The sequence below is a fragment of the Microbacterium sp. GCS4 genome, assembly GCF_001262495.1.
Lineage (GTDB): Bacteria > Actinomycetota > Actinomycetes > Actinomycetales > Microbacteriaceae > Microbacterium.
The window spans coordinates 307,401-323,668 of sequence record NZ_LGYE01000002.1; the positions used below are offsets into that span (position 1 = coordinate 307,401).

At 69.7% G+C, this 16,268-nt stretch carries 14 protein-coding genes and 1 tRNA gene; 8 read left to right on the top strand and 7 right to left on the bottom strand.

Features of this window, described 5'->3' with window-relative positions; genetic code table 11:
• Positions 1-68: 68 nt before the first annotated feature.
• A tRNA-Ser gene (locus tag AKH00_RS08675) sits at positions 69-159 on the top strand.
• Positions 160-266: 107 nt separating this feature from the next.
• Here AKH00_RS08675 and AKH00_RS08680 read toward each other — a convergent pair.
• Positions 267-1,286: a LacI family DNA-binding transcriptional regulator gene (locus AKH00_RS08680; RefSeq protein WP_050722331.1), complete on the bottom strand. Its 1,020-nt coding sequence runs from the start codon at positions 1,284-1,286 to the stop codon at positions 267-269.
• A 105-nt stretch (positions 1,287-1,391) separates the two neighbouring features.
• On the opposite strand from AKH00_RS08680, the gene AKH00_RS08685 reads away from it, so the two are divergent.
• From AKH00_RS08685 to rbsK, 6 genes are all read left to right on the top strand, one after another.
• The gene (locus AKH00_RS08685; protein ID WP_050722332.1) at positions 1,392-2,327 is read left to right on the top strand and encodes a nucleoside hydrolase; all 936 of its coding nucleotides are present in this window, start codon (positions 1,392-1,394) and stop codon (positions 2,325-2,327) included.
• A 241-nt stretch (positions 2,328-2,568) separates the two neighbouring features.
• Positions 2,569-3,546, top strand: coding sequence for a nucleoside hydrolase (locus AKH00_RS08690; protein WP_050722333.1), 978 nt, complete (start codon positions 2,569-2,571; stop codon positions 3,544-3,546).
• A 64-nt stretch (positions 3,547-3,610) separates the two neighbouring features.
• Positions 3,611-4,642 carry a BMP family lipoprotein gene (locus AKH00_RS08695; protein ID WP_050722334.1) on the top strand — a complete coding sequence of 344 codons (1,032 nt, stop codon included), beginning with the start codon at positions 3,611-3,613 and terminating at the stop codon, positions 4,640-4,642.
• Between the two features lie 60 nt (positions 4,643-4,702).
• Complete coding sequence (locus AKH00_RS17825; protein WP_152926139.1) at positions 4,703-7,453, top strand: ATP-binding cassette domain-containing protein; 2,751 nt, start codon at positions 4,703-4,705, stop codon at positions 7,451-7,453.
• Positions 7,450-8,394, top strand: a complete 945-nt coding sequence (locus AKH00_RS08705) for an ABC transporter permease (protein ID WP_050722335.1) — start codon at positions 7,450-7,452, stop codon at positions 8,392-8,394. The genes AKH00_RS17825 and AKH00_RS08705 overlap by 4 nt, the downstream gene beginning before the upstream one ends.
• A gap of 34 nt (positions 8,395-8,428) precedes the next feature.
• Positions 8,429-9,352, top strand: a complete 924-nt coding sequence (gene rbsK, locus AKH00_RS08710; RefSeq protein ID WP_050722336.1) for a ribokinase — start codon at positions 8,429-8,431, stop codon at positions 9,350-9,352.
• A gap of 83 nt (positions 9,353-9,435) precedes the next feature.
• Here the strand turns inward: rbsK and aztD are convergent, their stop codons facing one another.
• The 4 genes from aztD to aztB are packed head-to-tail and all read right to left on the bottom strand — an operon-like array spanning position 9,436 to position 13,698.
• Positions 9,436-10,623, bottom strand: coding sequence for a zinc metallochaperone AztD (gene aztD, locus AKH00_RS08715; RefSeq protein ID WP_050722905.1), 1,188 nt, complete (start codon positions 10,621-10,623; stop codon positions 9,436-9,438).
• A gap of 50 nt (positions 10,624-10,673) precedes the next feature.
• The gene (aztC, locus tag AKH00_RS08720) at positions 10,674-11,594 is read right to left on the bottom strand and encodes a zinc ABC transporter substrate-binding protein AztC (protein ID WP_050722337.1); all 921 of its coding nucleotides are present in this window, start codon (positions 11,592-11,594) and stop codon (positions 10,674-10,676) included.
• A complete protein-coding gene (locus tag AKH00_RS08725) occupies positions 11,591-12,790 on the bottom strand; it encodes a hypothetical protein (RefSeq protein WP_050722338.1) in 1,200 nt (399 codons plus the stop codon). The genes aztC and AKH00_RS08725 overlap by 4 nt, the downstream gene beginning before the upstream one ends.
• Positions 12,787-13,698: a zinc ABC transporter permease AztB gene (gene aztB / locus AKH00_RS08730; protein ID WP_050722339.1), complete on the bottom strand. Its 912-nt coding sequence runs from the start codon at positions 13,696-13,698 to the stop codon at positions 12,787-12,789. The genes AKH00_RS08725 and aztB overlap by 4 nt, the downstream gene beginning before the upstream one ends.
• Before the next feature lie 54 nt (positions 13,699-13,752).
• Between aztB and AKH00_RS08735 the strand changes: the two genes are divergently transcribed.
• On the top strand, positions 13,753-14,376 hold the full coding sequence (locus AKH00_RS08735) for a metal ABC transporter ATP-binding protein (RefSeq protein ID WP_082297519.1): 624 nt from the start codon (positions 13,753-13,755) through the stop codon (positions 14,374-14,376).
• A gap of 64 nt (positions 14,377-14,440) precedes the next feature.
• Here AKH00_RS08735 and AKH00_RS17640 read toward each other — a convergent pair whose 3' ends face one another.
• Positions 14,441-14,575 (bottom strand): methionine/alanine import family NSS transporter small subunit, encoded by a 135-nt coding sequence (locus AKH00_RS17640; RefSeq protein WP_082297520.1) that lies wholly within the window; start codon positions 14,573-14,575, stop codon positions 14,441-14,443.
• Entirely contained in the window at positions 14,572-16,191 is a 1,620-nt protein-coding gene (locus AKH00_RS08740) for a sodium-dependent transporter (RefSeq protein WP_050722341.1), read from the bottom strand. Before AKH00_RS08740 ends, AKH00_RS17640 begins: the two co-directional genes overlap by 4 nt.
• Positions 16,192-16,268: the final 77 nt, after the last annotated feature.

Below are 16,268 nucleotides of genomic sequence, written 5' to 3' on the forward strand. Positions count from 1 at the left end.
CGCGACCGTGGATAAGCCGTCAGGTCCACGATTCGCGCGGGAACGCGGACTGTCGTAAGCTAGTCCGCGGTGACGTGTCCGAGCGGCCGAAGGTGCAACTCTCGAAAAGTTGTGTAGGGTAACCCCCTACCGTGGGTTCAAATCCCACCGTCACCGCCATGGAAACCCCCGAGAGATCGGGGGTTTTTCCGTATCTGGGGTCGGTCCCGGCAGCACGCGCCCGCAAGGCCGTCGACGAAGTCGGCTCTCGCCGATCTTTTACCCGGCTACGCCGGCTGACCCTGCACCCGCGCCGTCGATCCCCCCACACGCAGCTCGGGGGCGAGGCAATTGCGGCGGAGTGCGCCGGAGCCGCCGCGGATGCGGTCGACGAGCAGGGTCACGGCGTCGGCCGCGATGGACGGCAGCGGCTGCACCACGGTCGTGAGGGTCGGCCAGGAGATGCGCGACAGGTCGCCGCCGTCGAACCCGGTGACGAGCACGTCACGCGGCACGTCATGGCCCTGTTCGCGCAGGCGGGCGATCACGCCGACCGCGATCTGATCGGATCCGGCGACGATCGCATCGGGGAGGGGCCCGGCGGCGAGGATGTGGTCCGCGGCCGCCGTGCCGTTCTCGACGCTGAACTCGCCGCGATAGGTGGCACCGATCTCGATGTCGTGACGCCGCGCGAGACGGTGGAAACCCTGCCAGCGCTCGACTCCGCTCGTCGTGGCGTCGTCGGTGCCGGCGTAGCCGACGCTCGTGACCCCCTGCTCGACGAGGTGCTCGAACAGCAGCTGCATCCCGAGCTCGTTGTCGACCCCGACGAAGTCGGCGATCGGCCGGTCGGTCGCGCGGTCGACCGTCACGACGGGGATGTCGTCGGGCACGTTGACGATCGAGGGCATGGAGGCGGTGCGGTCGGAGGCGACGATGAGGATGCCGTCGACGCGGCGGTCGCCGAGCACGCGCAGTCGCCGGACCTCCTCGTCGACGAACCCGTGCGAGTCGGCGAGCAGGAGCTCGAACCCGGCCCGGGTGAGCTCCTCTTCGACGGCGTCGATCAGCTGCGCGTAGAAGGGGATGCTGATCACGGGGACGATCATGCCCACCAGACGCGTCGAGCCATCGCGCAGCGCCCGGGCGATCGGGTCGACGCGATAGCCGAGTTCGGCGGCGACCGCACGTACGCGATCCACCATCTCGCGGGAGACGCGCGGCTTGCCGGCCAGCGCGCGGGAGGCGGTTGCGATCGAGACCCCGGCTCCGGCAGCGACATCAGAGAGAGTGACGGTGGACTTCACGGATGCTCCGTTCCTCGATCGAGATCCCCGGATTCGAGCAGTATCTCGGTGCTAAAATCGATGATGAGTAAACGATTACATGAAACGTAGCAGAAGGGATGCGCCATGCCGACGCCTGTCATCCTCGACTGCGATCCCGGCTACGACGACGTGTTCGCCATCTGGCTGGCGGCCGCGAACGACGCCGTCGACCTGCGCGCCATCACGACCGTCGCCGGAAACGGCACCGTCGACCACACCGCGCTGAACGCCCGCGTCGCCTGCACGGTCGCGGGAGTGCGCGGGGTGCCGATCGCCCGTGGGGCGGAGTCTCCGCTCGCGCAGGAGCTCGCCCCCGCGGATTGGATCCACGGGGCTAACGCACTCGGCGGGGTGGACCTCCCCGACGTCGCGATGTCGCTCGACGATCGCGACGCGGTCGCGCTGATCGCCGACGTGCTGCGCGACTCCGCCGAGTCTGTGACGATCGCCGCGACGGGGCCGCTCACGAACATCGCGCACGTCGTGCAGCGGCATCCGGACCTCCTCTCGCGGATCGAGCGGATCGTATGGATGGGCGGATCCACCGGCCGGGGCAACGTCTCGCCCTTCGGCGAGTTCAACGCCTCCACCGATCCCGAGGCACTCGCCCTCGTGCTGGACAGTGGCATCCCGTTCACCATGGTCGGGCTGAACATCACACATCAGGCGCTCATCACCCGGGAGGTGCGGTCGCGCATCCGTGCGATCGGCACGGAGACCGCGCGCTTCGGTGCCGAGCTCCTGGAGCGGTTCTGCTCCACCTACGACGCCTTCGGCGACATGCCGGACGGCCCCCTGCACGATCCGCTGACCGTCGCGATGATCATCGACCCGGAGGTGGCGACGACCGTGCGCGCCCGGGTCGACGTCGAACTGCACGGAGATCACACGCGTGGAGCGACCGCGGTCGACCTCCTCGAGCTCGCGCACCGGCGGCCCAAGAACGCGACGATCGCGCTCGAGCTCGACGTCGATCGGTACTGGCGCCTGATCGAATCCGCGGTCGCCGCTCTGCGCTGACATCGGCACGTACACGGCCTGACTGTCGCGCCCGACTGCGATCCGATCGTGCGTGTGAGCAATCGTTTACGCACGTCTGTCACAGGTTGATAACCCGCTTGACAGTGCCCCGGAGTGGTCGGTTCGCTGTCTTCATACCGCGTAAAACGTTTCTCAGTTAAAGAAACGCGTTTCTCAGATCGGGAAAACACCGGCACTCGTCGATCCCGACGTCGCTGGCCGCGGGACACGAAGGAGTGACATGGAGAAGATCATCCTGGATTGCGATCCGGGCCACGACGACGCGATCGCCATCCTGCTGGCCGCCGCGAGTCCGGAGATCGACCTGCTCGGCATCACGACCGTCGCGGGCAACCACACGATCGACAACGTGACCCGCAACGCGCTGTCGGTGTGCACGGTCTTCGGAATCCAGGTCCCCGTCGCGCGCGGGTCGGAGGGTCCGCTCGTGATCGAGCAGGTGATCGCCGAGGAGATCCACGGCGCCACCGGGCTCGACGGGCCGTACCTGCCGCCGGCGTCGTTCGACCTCGACCCGCGACATGCGGTCGACTTCATCATCGAGACGGTCATGGCGCACGAACCCGGAACCGTCACGCTCGTGCCCGTCGGCCCGTACACGAACATCGCGCTCGCCGCCCGCAAGGAGCCGCGCATCGTCGAGCGCGTCAAACAGGTCATCGTGATGGGCGGGGCGTACACGCGCGGCAACATCACCCCCGCGGCCGAGTTCAACATCTACGCCGACCCCGAGGCAGCGCACGTCGTCTTCAGCGCGGGCTGGCCCGTCACCATGATCGGACTCGACCTCACGCAGCACCAGGCCCTGGCGACTCCCGAGCTGCAGGAGCGCGTGCGGGCCATCGGCGGGGACATCAGCGAGTTCATCCTCGACACCTGGGACTTCGTGCACACGACCCACAACGGCCTGCTCGACATCCCGTACCCGGCGATCCACGACGCCTGCTGCGTGGCCGCCGTGATCGACCCCGACATCATCACGGTCGAGAAGGCCGACGTGCGCGTCGAGCTCGAGGGGCGCTGGACCAAGGGGCAGACCGTCGCGAACTTCCAGAGCGCCTCCGGGATGCGTCACTTCGGCGGCAGCGCGAGTGCGCAGACCGACTACCGCACGGACGTCGCGATCACCCTCGACTTCGAGCGCTTCGCCGACCTGATCGTCGACTCGGCGACGCACCTCACGAACGCGAAGGCCTGAGCGCCCCGCCCATCGCAGTACCCCACATCACCACGCAGTACCCACTCATACGAAGGGACCGTCCATGAACACCAAGCGGTACAGCCTCATCGCCGCGGCTGCCGTCCTCGCCCTGAGCCTCAGCGCGTGCAGCGCCTCGAACGCAGGCGGTGGCGACGGCGGCGACGACAGCCGCGGCGTCGCCAACGTCGTGCCGGGCGCACTGGGCGACCAGAGCTTCTACGACGACGCCGAGAGCGGCATCGCCGAGCTGAAGTCCGACGGCTACACCACGACCACCCTGCAGGGCGACGCCAACAACCCCGCGCAGTGGAAGGCCAACCTGCAGTCCGTGTCGACCGGCCAATACGACGTGGTCGTGATCGGCAGCTCGACCTCTTCGGACACAATCACCGAGGTCGCGCCGAAGTTCCCCGATCAGCACTACATCTTCTACGACGGTGTGATCGACGCCCCGAACGTCGCCTCCCTCACGTACAAGCAGAACGAGGGGTCGTTCCTCGCCGGCGTGCTCGCCGCGCTCGCCACGACCCAGACCGCCGACTTCCCGCTCGCCGAGGGCAGCAAGAAGGTCGGGCTGGTCGGCGGCATGGACATCCCGGTCATCAACGACTTCGCCGCAGGCTTCCGGGCAGGCGTCGAGGCGGTCGACCCGAGCGTCGAAGTGCTCGTCAGCTACGTCGGCTCGTTCAGCGACTCGGCCAAGGGGTACGACCAGGCGACCGCGATGTTCGACCAGGGTGCCGATGTCGTCTACCAGGTCGCCGGCGGCGCCGGGGTAGGAGTGCTGCAGGCCGCGGCGGATGCCGACAAGTACGCCATCGGCGTCGACAGCAACCAGAACGCGCTGCAGAAGGGCCACATCCTCGCCTCCATGCTCAAGCACGTCGGAGCCTCGATCGTCCAGGCCGTGCAGAGCGACGAGAAGGGCGACCTCGCGTACGGCGAGACCACGTCCTTCGGGCTCGCGAACGACGGCGTGGGACTCACGTTCGACGACAACGACGGCATCGTCCCTCAGGCGATCATCGACGCGATCGACGACTACAAGCAGAAGGTCGTCGACGGAGAGATCGACGTCCCGAGCGGATTCTGACCGCTCACGGCGGCGGAGGCCACCACCTCCGCCGCCGCCCCGTACTCGAAGGAGAGAACCATGGACCGCCCGATCCTCGAACTCCGCGGCATCACCAAGACGTTCGGCCCGAAGGTCGCCAACCGCGAGGTGTCGCTCCGCATCCTCCCCGGCACCGTCCACGCGATCGTGGGGGAGAACGGCGCGGGCAAGTCGACCCTCATGAACATGATCTCCGGCAACCTTCAGCCGGACTCGGGCGAGATCGTCGTCGACGGTGAGCGGGTGGTCGTCAGCGACCCGAAGCGCGCCGACGCGCTCGGCATCGGCATGGTGCATCAGCACTTCAAGCTCGTGCCCTCGCTCAGCGTGGCCGCCAACATCTTCCTCGGCAACGAGGTCGCGGGCGCGGGCGGTGTGCTCGACCGCCGCGCGATGGATGAGCGCGTGTCGACGCTGAGCACCGAGCTCGGCCTGACCCTCGATCCGCGCGACCGCGTGCAGGATCTGTCGGTCGGTGAACGTCAGCGCGTCGAGATCGTCAAGGCGCTCTCGCACGACACCCGACTGCTCATCCTCGACGAGCCCACGGCCGTGCTGACGCCGGCAGAGACCGACGAGCTGTTCGTCGTCGTGCGACGACTCGCCGCGCAGGGCTGCGCGGTCGTGTTCATCTCCCACAAGCTCGGCGAGGTGCTCGCGATCGCCGACGAGATCACAGTGATCCGCGACGGGGAGGTCGTCGGCAGCCGCTCGGCCGAGGGGCTCAGTCAGAGCGACATCGCCTCGATGATGGTCGGCCGCGAGGTGCTGCTGCGCATCGCCCACACTCCGCCGAGCCCCGGCGACGAGGTGCTCGCGGTCGACGACCTGTCCGCCATCGATCAGCGCGGCGCCGTGGCCGTCAAGAATCTCTCGCTGCGGGTGCGCTCCGGCGAGATCGTCGGCATCGCCGGAGTCGAGGGAAACGGGCAGTCCGAGCTAGCCGCAGCGATCGCCGGGATGTACCTGCCGCCGCGCGGGCGCATCGCTCTCGCAGGCGATGACGTCACCACGGCCTCCGTCGCCGAGCGCCGCGGACGCGGGCTCGCCTACATCCCGGAGGATCGGCACGAGGAGGGCGCGGCACCCGCGTTGAGCATCGGAGAGAACATCGCCGCGGGCCACCTGCGTCCGCCGATCGCCCGCCGCGGCTGGCTGTCGCTGCGCGCGATCCACGAGTACGCGCAGCGCCTCATCGCGAAGTTCGATGTGCGCGGCGCCCGGCCGGACACCCCGATCGGCTCGCTCTCGGGCGGCAACATGCAGAAGGTCATCATCGCGCGCGAGTTCGAGTCGGAGCCCGCGCTGCTCATGGTCTCGCAGCCGACCCGAGGCGTGGACGTCGGCGCCATGGAGTTCGTGCACAACTCGATCGTCGATCTGCGTGACAAGGGTGCGGGTGTGCTGCTGTTCTCCGCCGACCTCAACGAGGTCATGAGCCTGTCCGACCGACTGCTCGTGATGTATCGCGGCGAGGTCGTCGCGGAGTTCACCCAGGAGAACATGACCGAGCTCGCGGTCGGCCTCGCGATGGCGGGGGTGCCGCCGACCGAGGAGGCGCTGCGCGAGGCGGTGGCCGAGCGCGAACGCGTCGCCGCCGAGCTCGAGGCGACCGGCACGCGACTCGTCGACGCCTCCGCCGATGTCGCGATCGTCGACGAGGTCGAGACGACGTCGGTCGTCGTGCCCCGAACGGTCGCGGTCGAGACCACGGCGCGCGGCGTCAGCGCGATGCTGTCGGACTTCGTGTCGAACACGTTCCGCAGTGCCACCCAGCCGATCCTCGCCGTGCTCGCGGCTCTCGCCATCGGCGCCGTGGTGATCCTCGCGATCGGGCAGAATCCGGTGACCGCGTACGTCGAGCTCTTCACCTCGGCGTGGCGCACCCCCTTCGGGATCGGCAGCATCATCGCGATGTTCGTGCCCCTGGCGATCATGGCGGCCGGCACGATCGTGTCGTTCCGTGCCGGGTTCTTCAACATCGGCGGAGAAGGACAGCTGTACCTCGGTGCCTTCTTCGGCGCTTTCGCCGGCTTCACGTTCCACGGGCTGCCGCCGTTCGTGCACATCCTGCTGGTGCTGCTCTTCGGATCCGTCGCCGGGGCCCTGTGGGGTCTGATCCCCGGCTTCCTCACCGGGTTCCTGAAAGTCGACATCATCGTCATCACGCTGCTCCTGTCCCAGGTGGCGCTGCTCGTCACGAGCTTCTTCGTCACGGGGCCCTTCGCCGACCCCGCCGCGACCCTCGCCGGGTCGCCGCGCGTCGACGCCGCGGCGCTGCTGCCGGTCTTCGACGCCGCCTTCGGGTTCGCTCCCGACCTGCTGATCGCGATCGGCGTCGCCGTGCTCCTCGGAGTCGTCCTGAACCGCACGACCTGGGGTCTGCGCGTGAAGGAGCTCGGCGAGTTGAACCGTTTCGCGGACTACATCGGCACCTCCTCCCGGGGCATGGCCCTGCAGGTGATGTCGGTCAGCGGTGCGGCCGCAGGCCTCGCGGGAGCGCTGTTCGTGATCGGGCCGAACGGCGGACGCTTCCTGCAGGCGTTCTCACCCGGGTTCGCGTTCCTCGCGATCACGGTCGCGCTGCTCGCGCGACTCAACCCCTGGGCCTCGCTCGTGGCCGCGCTGTTCTACGCGACCATGATGGCGGGAGGCACAGGGATCCAGGCGGCCGGCGTGCCGTTCCCGATGATCAGCATCCTGCAGGGACTCATCGTGATCGCCATCACCGCCACGTTCGCCGTCGGGTTCCGCAGACGGCGCCAGTCCACGAAGGGCGCATCGAAATGAACGAGATCCTCGCGCAGGTGCTCACGGTCGGCACGCTCGCCGTCATCCTCGCCAAGACCACGCCGATCCTGCTCGCCGCGATCGGCGGCGGACTCAGCCAGGTCGGCAACATCCTCAACATCGGACTCGAGGGGCTGATGCTCGTCGGGGCGTTCGCAGGCATCGCGATCGGAGCCGTGACCAACCCCTACGTCGGGGTGCTCGCCGCGCTCGGCGCCGGGGTGCTCCTGGCTCTGGTGTACGCGGTCGCGTCGCTGGTGTTCAAGGCCGACTACATCGTGGTCGGGATCGGCACCAACCTGCTCGCCATCGGCATCACCGTGCTGCTCCTCACGGTCCTGTACGGCAACGCCGGGGTGACCCCGGGCGACGTGAAATCCGTGCTGCCGAAGATCGACCTCGGGCCCGTGGGCGATATCCCCGTGATCGGCCCGATCTTCGACGACCACACGATCCTCGTCTGGATCGCCTTGCTGCTGGTGCCGGTGTACTGGTTCGTGCTCTACCGCACGCGCTACGGGGTGCACCTCCGCGCCGTCGGCGAGGACGAACCGGCCGCGCTCGCCGCCGGCATCCGCGTCTTGCGGGTCAAGTTCCTCTCGATCATCGTGTCCGGCGCCCTGTGCGGACTCGCCGGCGCTCAGCTGGCGATGGCCTCGGTGGGGTCGTTCACGGCCGGGATGACCTCGGGGCGCGGGTTCATCGTCGTCGCGGCCGTGATCTTCGCCGCGGGTCGCCCTGTGCCGACTCTGGTGGTCTGCCTGATCTTCGGCGCGGCCGACGGTCTCGCCGATCGCCTCGCACTGGGCGGAGTGAACTCCTCCCTGGCCCTGCTCACGCCGTACGTCATCACGATCGCGGCGCTCGTGATCGCGGCGCTGCGCATCCGCGCCGCGGTCACGGCGCGGACACGCCGCGGCCTTGCGCAACTGACGGCGTGATCCCGCGCGGTCGCACGAAGGAACGGAAGAACAGATGAACCGTGTAGCCGTCCTCGGCAGCGCGAACGCCGATCTCGTGGTCGAGGTGGATCGCAGACCCGGAGCGGGGGAGACCCTGCTGGGCTCCGACCTGCAGGTCTTCGCGGGAGGCAAGGGAGCGAATCAAGCATCATCGGCGGCCCGATCGGGCGCGACGACCTCGTTCATCGCCTGCGTCGGCGACGACGACAACGGGATGCTCCTGCGCACGGCGCTCGAGGATGCCGGCGTCGACACGAGCGGGATGCGGCACGTCGATCGCCCCACCGGTACCGCGTTGATCCTGGTGACGCCTGATGGCGAGAACTCGATCGTCGTCTCGCCGGGCGCGAACCAGGCTCTCGACGTCGCCGCCGCGGATGCTGCGGTGCCTCGGTGGGCGGATCGAGACGTCCTCGTGCTCAATCTGGAGAGCCCGCTCGAGACGGTCGAGCACGCGGCCGAGGTGGCGGCGGGTCGCGGGGTGCGGGTGCTGCTGAACGCCGCCCCGGCGCATCCCCTCAGCACCGAGACCCTGGCCGTGTGCGATCCGCTCGTGGTCAACGAGCACGAGGCGCGCATACTGGCCGACGACGGGGGATCTCGCTCGTTCGAGGAGCTCGCCGCGGTTCTCCTCGAACGTGGAGTCCGCTCCGTGGTGATCACCCTCGGTGCGGAAGGCGCACTCTTCGGCGACGCCGGGGGGATCGGAACCGTGCCCTCTCATGCGGTCGACGTCGTGGACACCACGGGAGCCGGGGACGCGTTCGTCGGGGCGATGGCGTGCGAGCTCTCCCGGGGAGCATCCCTGAGCGCGGCCGTGGCGTTCGCGACGGCCGTGGCGGCGGTGTCCGTGCAGTCGATGGGCGCGCAGTCGTCGTACCCTCGACGCGGCGAGGTCGAGCGATGGCTGGACGCGATCCGGCATGTGACCGCATGACGGTGGGACGGTCACGGAACGAGGAGCGGGCAGGGCATCCCCCCTCGGGACGCCCTGCCCGCTCCGTAAGCGGATGCCGCTGATCAGCCGATCGCGACGGCCAGCTCGTTCGGGGTGTGGTCGAGCTCGACCGAGGCGATGACCTCACCGGTGGTGAGGTCCACCGCGTGCACACTGTTCGCGGCGGGCTCGGTCACGTAGGCGATGTCGCCGTCGACCTTGATCGCCGGGTGCGCGTCCTGCCACTCGGCGGGGCCCTCCCACGGTGCGACGACGGGGTACGCGTCGGTCAGCTCGCCCGTTCCGGGGTCGAGCACGTGGATCTGCCCGTCCGTCGACAGGATGTACGCGAGGTCGCCGGGGCCGCGGGCGATGTCCCGGAACGTGTAGCGCACCTCGGCGGGGAGCTCGACGACCTCGAGGGTCTCGGCCGCGGTGTCGATCAGCGTCACGGCGCTCAGCAGGTAGCCCTCGGCGTCGGGGTCGGTCTTGTAGTCGCCGACGACGATCGGGCTGGTCTCCGAGACGAAGGCGTTGCCCATGCGGCCGTATGCATCGGGCGCGGTGAGCTTGGTGAAGGCCTCGTCCTTGAACAGCAGTGCGCCGTTCTCGCAACCGAAGATCACGGCCTCGTCCGCGGCGGTGCCTTCGCCGTGGATGCCGGGGCACTCGGCGCTCGCCGCGGCCTCGTCCCAGTGGTCGTCGTGCGCGTGCAGCGACTTCGCGCCCGTGCGGGAGGTCTCGTCGCCGACCGTCGTGACGAGCGTGCCGTCCTCCAGGACGATCGAGACGCCGTGGTGCGCGGCATCCGCGGTGTAGGTCGTCGTCTCGGGCAGCGCGTCGTAGCCGTCGGCGAACCCGTCGGTCGGCACGATCGTGGTGACGCCGGTGCCGTCGTCGAACAGCACCGTGTTCTCACCGTGGATCACGACATGGCCGGGCGTGGTCCCCTCGAACAGCGCGTCGGTCAGGGCAGGCTCGGCGGTGTCGAGCATCTGGAAGCCCTCGGAGGTCGTGACGGCGATCGTCCTGCCGTCGCCGAAGGGGTTGAGGCGCGTGAACTCCTCGGTCTCGAACTCGTCGACGACCTCGAGCGTCTCGGGGTCGAGCACGGCGATCCCGCCCTCGTAGGAGACCGCGACGCGGCCCGTCTCCGCGGTCGCGGCCGGCGACTCCTCGTCTGCCGGGGCGGAGCCGGCGGCTCCTCCGGCGCACGCGGTGGCGAGCAGCGAGACGCCCGCGAGCGCCGCGACAGCGGCACTCATCCTCATGTGTCGCTTCATTGTTCTTCCTCTCGTGTCGGGCCCCGTTCGGGGTCCATTCATGGGTTCAGTCCGTCGGCGATGCGCTCGGTGTTCGCGCGCATCATCGTCAGGTAGGTATCGGCGCCCTCGCCCGGTGCGGTGAGGGATTCGGTGAACAGCTCGACGACCTCGACCTCGACGCCGGCCTCGGAGGCCAGCACCTGGATGAGCCGATCGGGCTGCGAGGATTCCGCGAAGATCGTGCGGACCCCTGCCTCGTCGATCGCGTCGGTCAGGTCGCGCAGGTCGGCCGCGCTGGGCGCGGCGAGCGTCGTGCCGCCGGGGATGACGGCGCCGACGAGGCGGAAGTCGAACCGGTCGGCGAGGTAGCCGAAAACATGGTGGTTCGTCACGAGCGCCCGGCGATCCGCGGGGATCGCGTCGAACGCCGCGGACATCTCCTCGTCGAGCTCGGCGAGCTCCCCGCGGTAGACGTCGGCGTTGTCGCGGATCTGCTCGACGTCGATCCCGTCGATGCCCGCGAGGGCGTCTTCGAGAGCATCGACGACGTCGACCATCCGGGCGGGATCCGTCCAGAAGTGCGGATCGTCGGCGCCGGCGGCATCCTCCGAGGTGTAGGGGAGCACGTCGATCACGTCGCCCGCGACCAGGGTCGGCACGCCGGCCGCCTCCGTGCGGTCGATGTGCTGCTGCAGCCCTTCCTCGAGCCCGAGGCCGTTCGTCACCAGCAGGTCGGCACCGTCCATCTGCGCGGCCTCCTGCGCGGAGATCTCGAACGAGTGCGGGTCGGCGTTCGGCTTCATGAGCACCGTGACCTCTGCGGCATCGCCGACGACGTTCTCGACGACGTCGCCGAGGATGTTCGTCGTGACGACGATCTGCGGTCCGTCGGTCCCTGCCGGGGCGGCGCACCCGGTGACTCCCGCGCCGATCAGTGCGATGCCCGCGAGCAGGGCGCCGGTGCGCAGCATCCTCATCGGCCGACCTCCGTGACGAACATCGGGGCCGTGGGGGTCTCGAGCGACCGCGCGATGCGGGCGCCGTCGGCGTAGTCGATCTCGTGCACGACGCCCGCCGCCGGATCGCTGACGTACGCCCGCTGCTCGTCGACCACCAGCGACGAGGCGCTGCCGCCGTCGGCGAGCAGGGGTTCGGTGGCGCCGACGAGCGCTCCTCCCTCGGCGAGGTGCACGACGATCCGTCCGTCGACGTCGATCGCGACCACGTGGCCCTCGGCGTCGTCCACCGAGACCACGCGGGCGAGCGGGCGCTCGGTCGGCACCAGGGTCCAGGTGCGCTGCCGGGAGTCCAGCAGCCAGAAGCCGGTGGTCCCGGCGACGGCTGCGACCGTCGGACGGCCCTTGCGTCCCTCGAACAGCAGCGCGCGGTCGGATGCGCCCGCCGGATAGGGGATGCGCTCGGTGAGGAGCTCGTCGTCCTGCCAGGTCGCGAGCACGGCGCCGTCCGCGCAGCCGACGACGAGTCCCACCCGGGTCGTGATGGCACCCGCGGCGTCGGCGCACTCGACCGGAGTTCCCGCCGATTCGCCGTCGCTGTCGTGGAACACCAGCGCCTCGCCGTCGGTCACGAGCGCGCCGTCTCCGACCGGGGCGACGAGTCCGGCATCCGCCCCCGTCTCGATGCGGAACAGCTCGTCGATCCGTCCGTCGGACAGCGCCTTGTTGTCGAGCAGGACCGCTTCGCCGGAGCCGGCGAAGAACACCCCCGTGGTGCCGGCGGTCGACAGCGCGCCGGTCGTGACGGTCGCAGCGCCGTCGCCCGGCACGGTCCCGAGCACGGCCGCCTCGGCGAGGTAGTAGTGGAAATGATCGCCGTGATCCCAGCTCCAGCGGCCCGAGTCGACGATCTCCACGCCCTCATCCGTGGTCACGAAGCCGTAGCGTCCGTCGCTCGCGAGGGCCGTCGGCGCCGCGGTGGCGCCGAGATCCGCAGTCTCCTCGCTGAGCAGGTCGAGCACCGCGACGCTGCCCTCGGCGTCGACCGAGAGCAGTCCGAGCGGCGGCTCGGCGACCTCTGCGGCGCCGGCGATCGCGCCGTGGCCGTCTCCGGACGTGGCAGTCGCCGACGGAGCAGCGCTCGGTGCCGCGGTGCAGGCGGAGAGTGCGGCGATGGCCAGGACTGCGGGGAGGAGCAGGAGGGGGCGGGAGGTCATCGGGTCCTTTCGGGGAGCGCGACGGGCGCGAGTTCCGGCGCGTGTTCGGGGGAGTGGGCGGGACCGGCGTCGACGGGGCGGCGTCGCCGCGTGGCGCGGGCGAGCACGGCGCGGATGGACGCGGAGAGCGCCGCGAGCAGGACGGCTGCCGCGGCGATCGAGGCACCCGCAGCGGTCGCGAAATGCCAGGACACGAGCAGGCCGGTCAGCACGGCCGCGGCGCCGACCAGGGTCGCGACGATCATGGTGGCCGGGATGCGGGTCGTCCAGGCGCGCGCGGCCACGGCGGGGGCGAGGAGCAGGCCCACGACCAGGAGGGTGCCGACAGCCTGGTACGAGGCCACGACGGCGACCGTCACGAGAGCGACGAGCACCACGTGCGCGAGCTGCGGCCGCAGCCCGAGGGTGCGGGCGATCCGCGCGTCGAAGGCCGTGACCACGAACGAACGGTGGAAGCCCGCTGCGACGCCGATCGTGACGACCACGGCGGCAGCGAGGACCGCGATGTCGTCAGGGCGGATCGCGAGGATGTCGCCGAACAGCAGCGCGGTGGCGTCGGTGGCGAAGCTGCGCGAGTGGGAGACGATGATCACGCCGAGCGAGAGCATCGCGACGAACAGCAGACCGATGCTCGTGTCGTACGACAGTCGGCCGCGGCGCTGCAGCAGGCCGATCGCCCCGCTCATCGCGGCGGCGCTGAGGGCTGCCCCGAGCAGCACAGGGGCGCCGAGGACCGTCGCGAGCGCGACGCCAGGCAGCATCCCGTGGCCGATCGCCTCGCCGAGGAAGGCCATGCCGCGGATCACGACCCAGGTGCCCACGACGCCGCAGATGACGGCGACGAGCACTCCGCCGGCCAGGGCGCGGACGAAGAACTCGACGGTGAAGGGCTGGAGCAAAAAGGGCACGGAAGGGGACTCTATCTGAAAATGAGAATGATTATCAATTGCTACAGTGGAGGGATGACTTCGAACGCAGCGCTCTCCGCGCGCGCCGTGTACTTCGGCTACGGCGAACACGACGTGCTGCACTCCGTCGACCTCGACGTGCGCTCCGGCGAGGTCGTCGCCCTCGCCGGCCACAACGGCTCGGGAAAGTCGACCCTCGTCGAGATCCTCGCCGGGGTGAAGGGTCCGCGACGAGGGGACGTGCGCCGCGGGGGCGACCTCGCGCTCGTGGTGCAGCGACCCGCTGTGCCGGATGCGCTGCCCGTGACGGCGGCGGACGTGGTGCGGATGGGCACCTGGAAGCGCGGCGCCCGCCTGTCACGGGCGGCCGCACGACGAGCGGTCTCCCAGGCGCTCGTCCGCGTGGACATGAGCGAGCTGGCCGGCCGTCCGCTGGCCGAGCTCTCCGGTGGGCAGCGGCAGCGCGTGTTCCTCGCACAGGGGATCGTGCGCGCGCCGAGCATCCTGCTCCTCGACGAGGCGGCCGCCGGGCTGGATCGGGAGAGCGCGGCGCGCATGCAGCTGATCCTCCGCGAGGAGGCTGCACGAGGCGCCGCCGTGTGCACCGTCACGCACGACGACGCGGCGGTCGCTGCAGCCGACCGCGTCGTCCGATTGGAACGGGGTCGCGTCGTCTAGACGGCAGGGAGCTTCGTCAACGACCCTGACAACGTCGAGGGCGACGACGAGAGGGCATCCCCTCCTAGAGCTCGACGGGCGGCTGCGGTTCGCTCTCGGCGACCTCGGGGTGACGCGCCAGGTTGACGACGGCGGCGATCAGACCGCCCCATACCGTGACCATGGCGATGACCATCATGACGATCGCGACGGGGGTCATGCCTCGCTCCTCTCACTCGGGGCGGATGCCGTCGGCACGGCGGCGGTCTCGGGATCGGGATCGTAGTCCTCGCTCTGCAGGAACTCGTCGTAGTCCGGGTCGTCCTTGGCGTGCGAGTGCGCACCCCAGGGCAGCGCCGACAGCAGGAGGCCGAGTACCACGAGGGCGACCACCATGCCCCAGCCGAACACGCCGAGGAACCAGTCGGGGTAGCCGCCGTAGGGCTCGGTGATCTTCGTCACGAGCTCGCTGATCAGCAGGTAGCCGAGCGCGAGCGGCGCGAGCACGCCCACCAGCAGCTTCCAGATGCGGCCGACGCGGAAGCTCGACCGGCGGTCGAGGTGCTCGACGAGCACCGGGAGCTTGTGCAGGAGCCAGGCGACGACGATCACGGCCACGAGCGCGACGGCCATGATGCCGAAGGCGTTCACGAAGGCGTCCGTGGTGTCGAGCACCGAGAGCGCGGTCGTGGTCGAGAACAGGGCCATCGAGATCACCGCGAGGGGGATCGTCACCACGAGGGTCGTTCGCACCCGGCGCCACCCCAGCTTGTCCTGCAGCGCAGCGACGATGACCTCGAGGATCGAGATGAGCGAGGTGATCCCGGCGAACACGAGAGCGCCGAAGAACAGCACGCCGATGATGGATCCGCCGGTGGCCTGCGACACGATCGTCGGGAACGCCACGAACGCGAGGCCGATGCCCGAGGATGCGACGCCGTCGACCGCGACGCCCTGCGACTGCGCCATGAAGCCGAGGGCGGCGAAGACGCCGATGCCCGCGAGGATCTCGAACCCGGAGTTCGCGAAGCCGACGACGAGGCCGGAGCCGGTGAGGTCGGTCTTGCGCTTCAGGTACGAGGAGTAGGTGACCATGATGCCGAAGGCGACCGACAGCGAGAAGAAGATGTGCCCGTAGGCCGAGGCCCAGACGGCCGGATCCGCGAGGGCCTGCCAGTCGGGCGTGAAGAAGGCGTTGAGCCCCTCCATCGCTCCGGGCAGGAACAGCGACTGCACCACGAGCACGGCGAACATCACCGTGAGCAGCGGCATGAGGATCATGTTCGCGGCGCCGATGCCGCGCTTCACGCCGAGCGCCATGATGACGATCACGAGCAGCCACACGACGACGAGGGGGATGCCGACCTGCGGCACGAACTCGCCCGAGAGGCCGACCTCGGCGACGTCCGCGGAGCGGAGGAAGTCGGTGAAGAAGAAGCCCTCCTCGTTGCCGGGTCCCCAGGTGAGCTGGGCCGAGAACCAGGTGTACATGCCCGCCCAGGCGACGATGACGGCGTAGTACACGGCGATCACGACGCAGATCAGCACCTGCCACCAGCCGAGGGGCTCGGCGGCGCGGTGCATGCGGCGGAACGCGAGCGGAGCCGAGCCACGGTAGCGGTGCCCGATCGCGTAGTCGAGGAACAGCAGCGGGATGCCGGCGGTCAGCAGTGCGCACAGATACGGGATCAGAAACGCCCCGCCACCGCCCTCGTAGGCGACGTAGGGGAATCGCCAGATGTTGCCGAGGCCCACCGCGGAGCCGATGGCCGACAGGATGAACACGTTCCGCGAGCCGAAGGCCTCGCGTTTCGGGGTCTGCGTCGTCGCGGTCATGCCTGGCACTCTACCGGTGGGTGCGAATCTCGTCCGGTGGGCGAGTCACGCCGATGCGGGTCGATCGCTCACTTGTA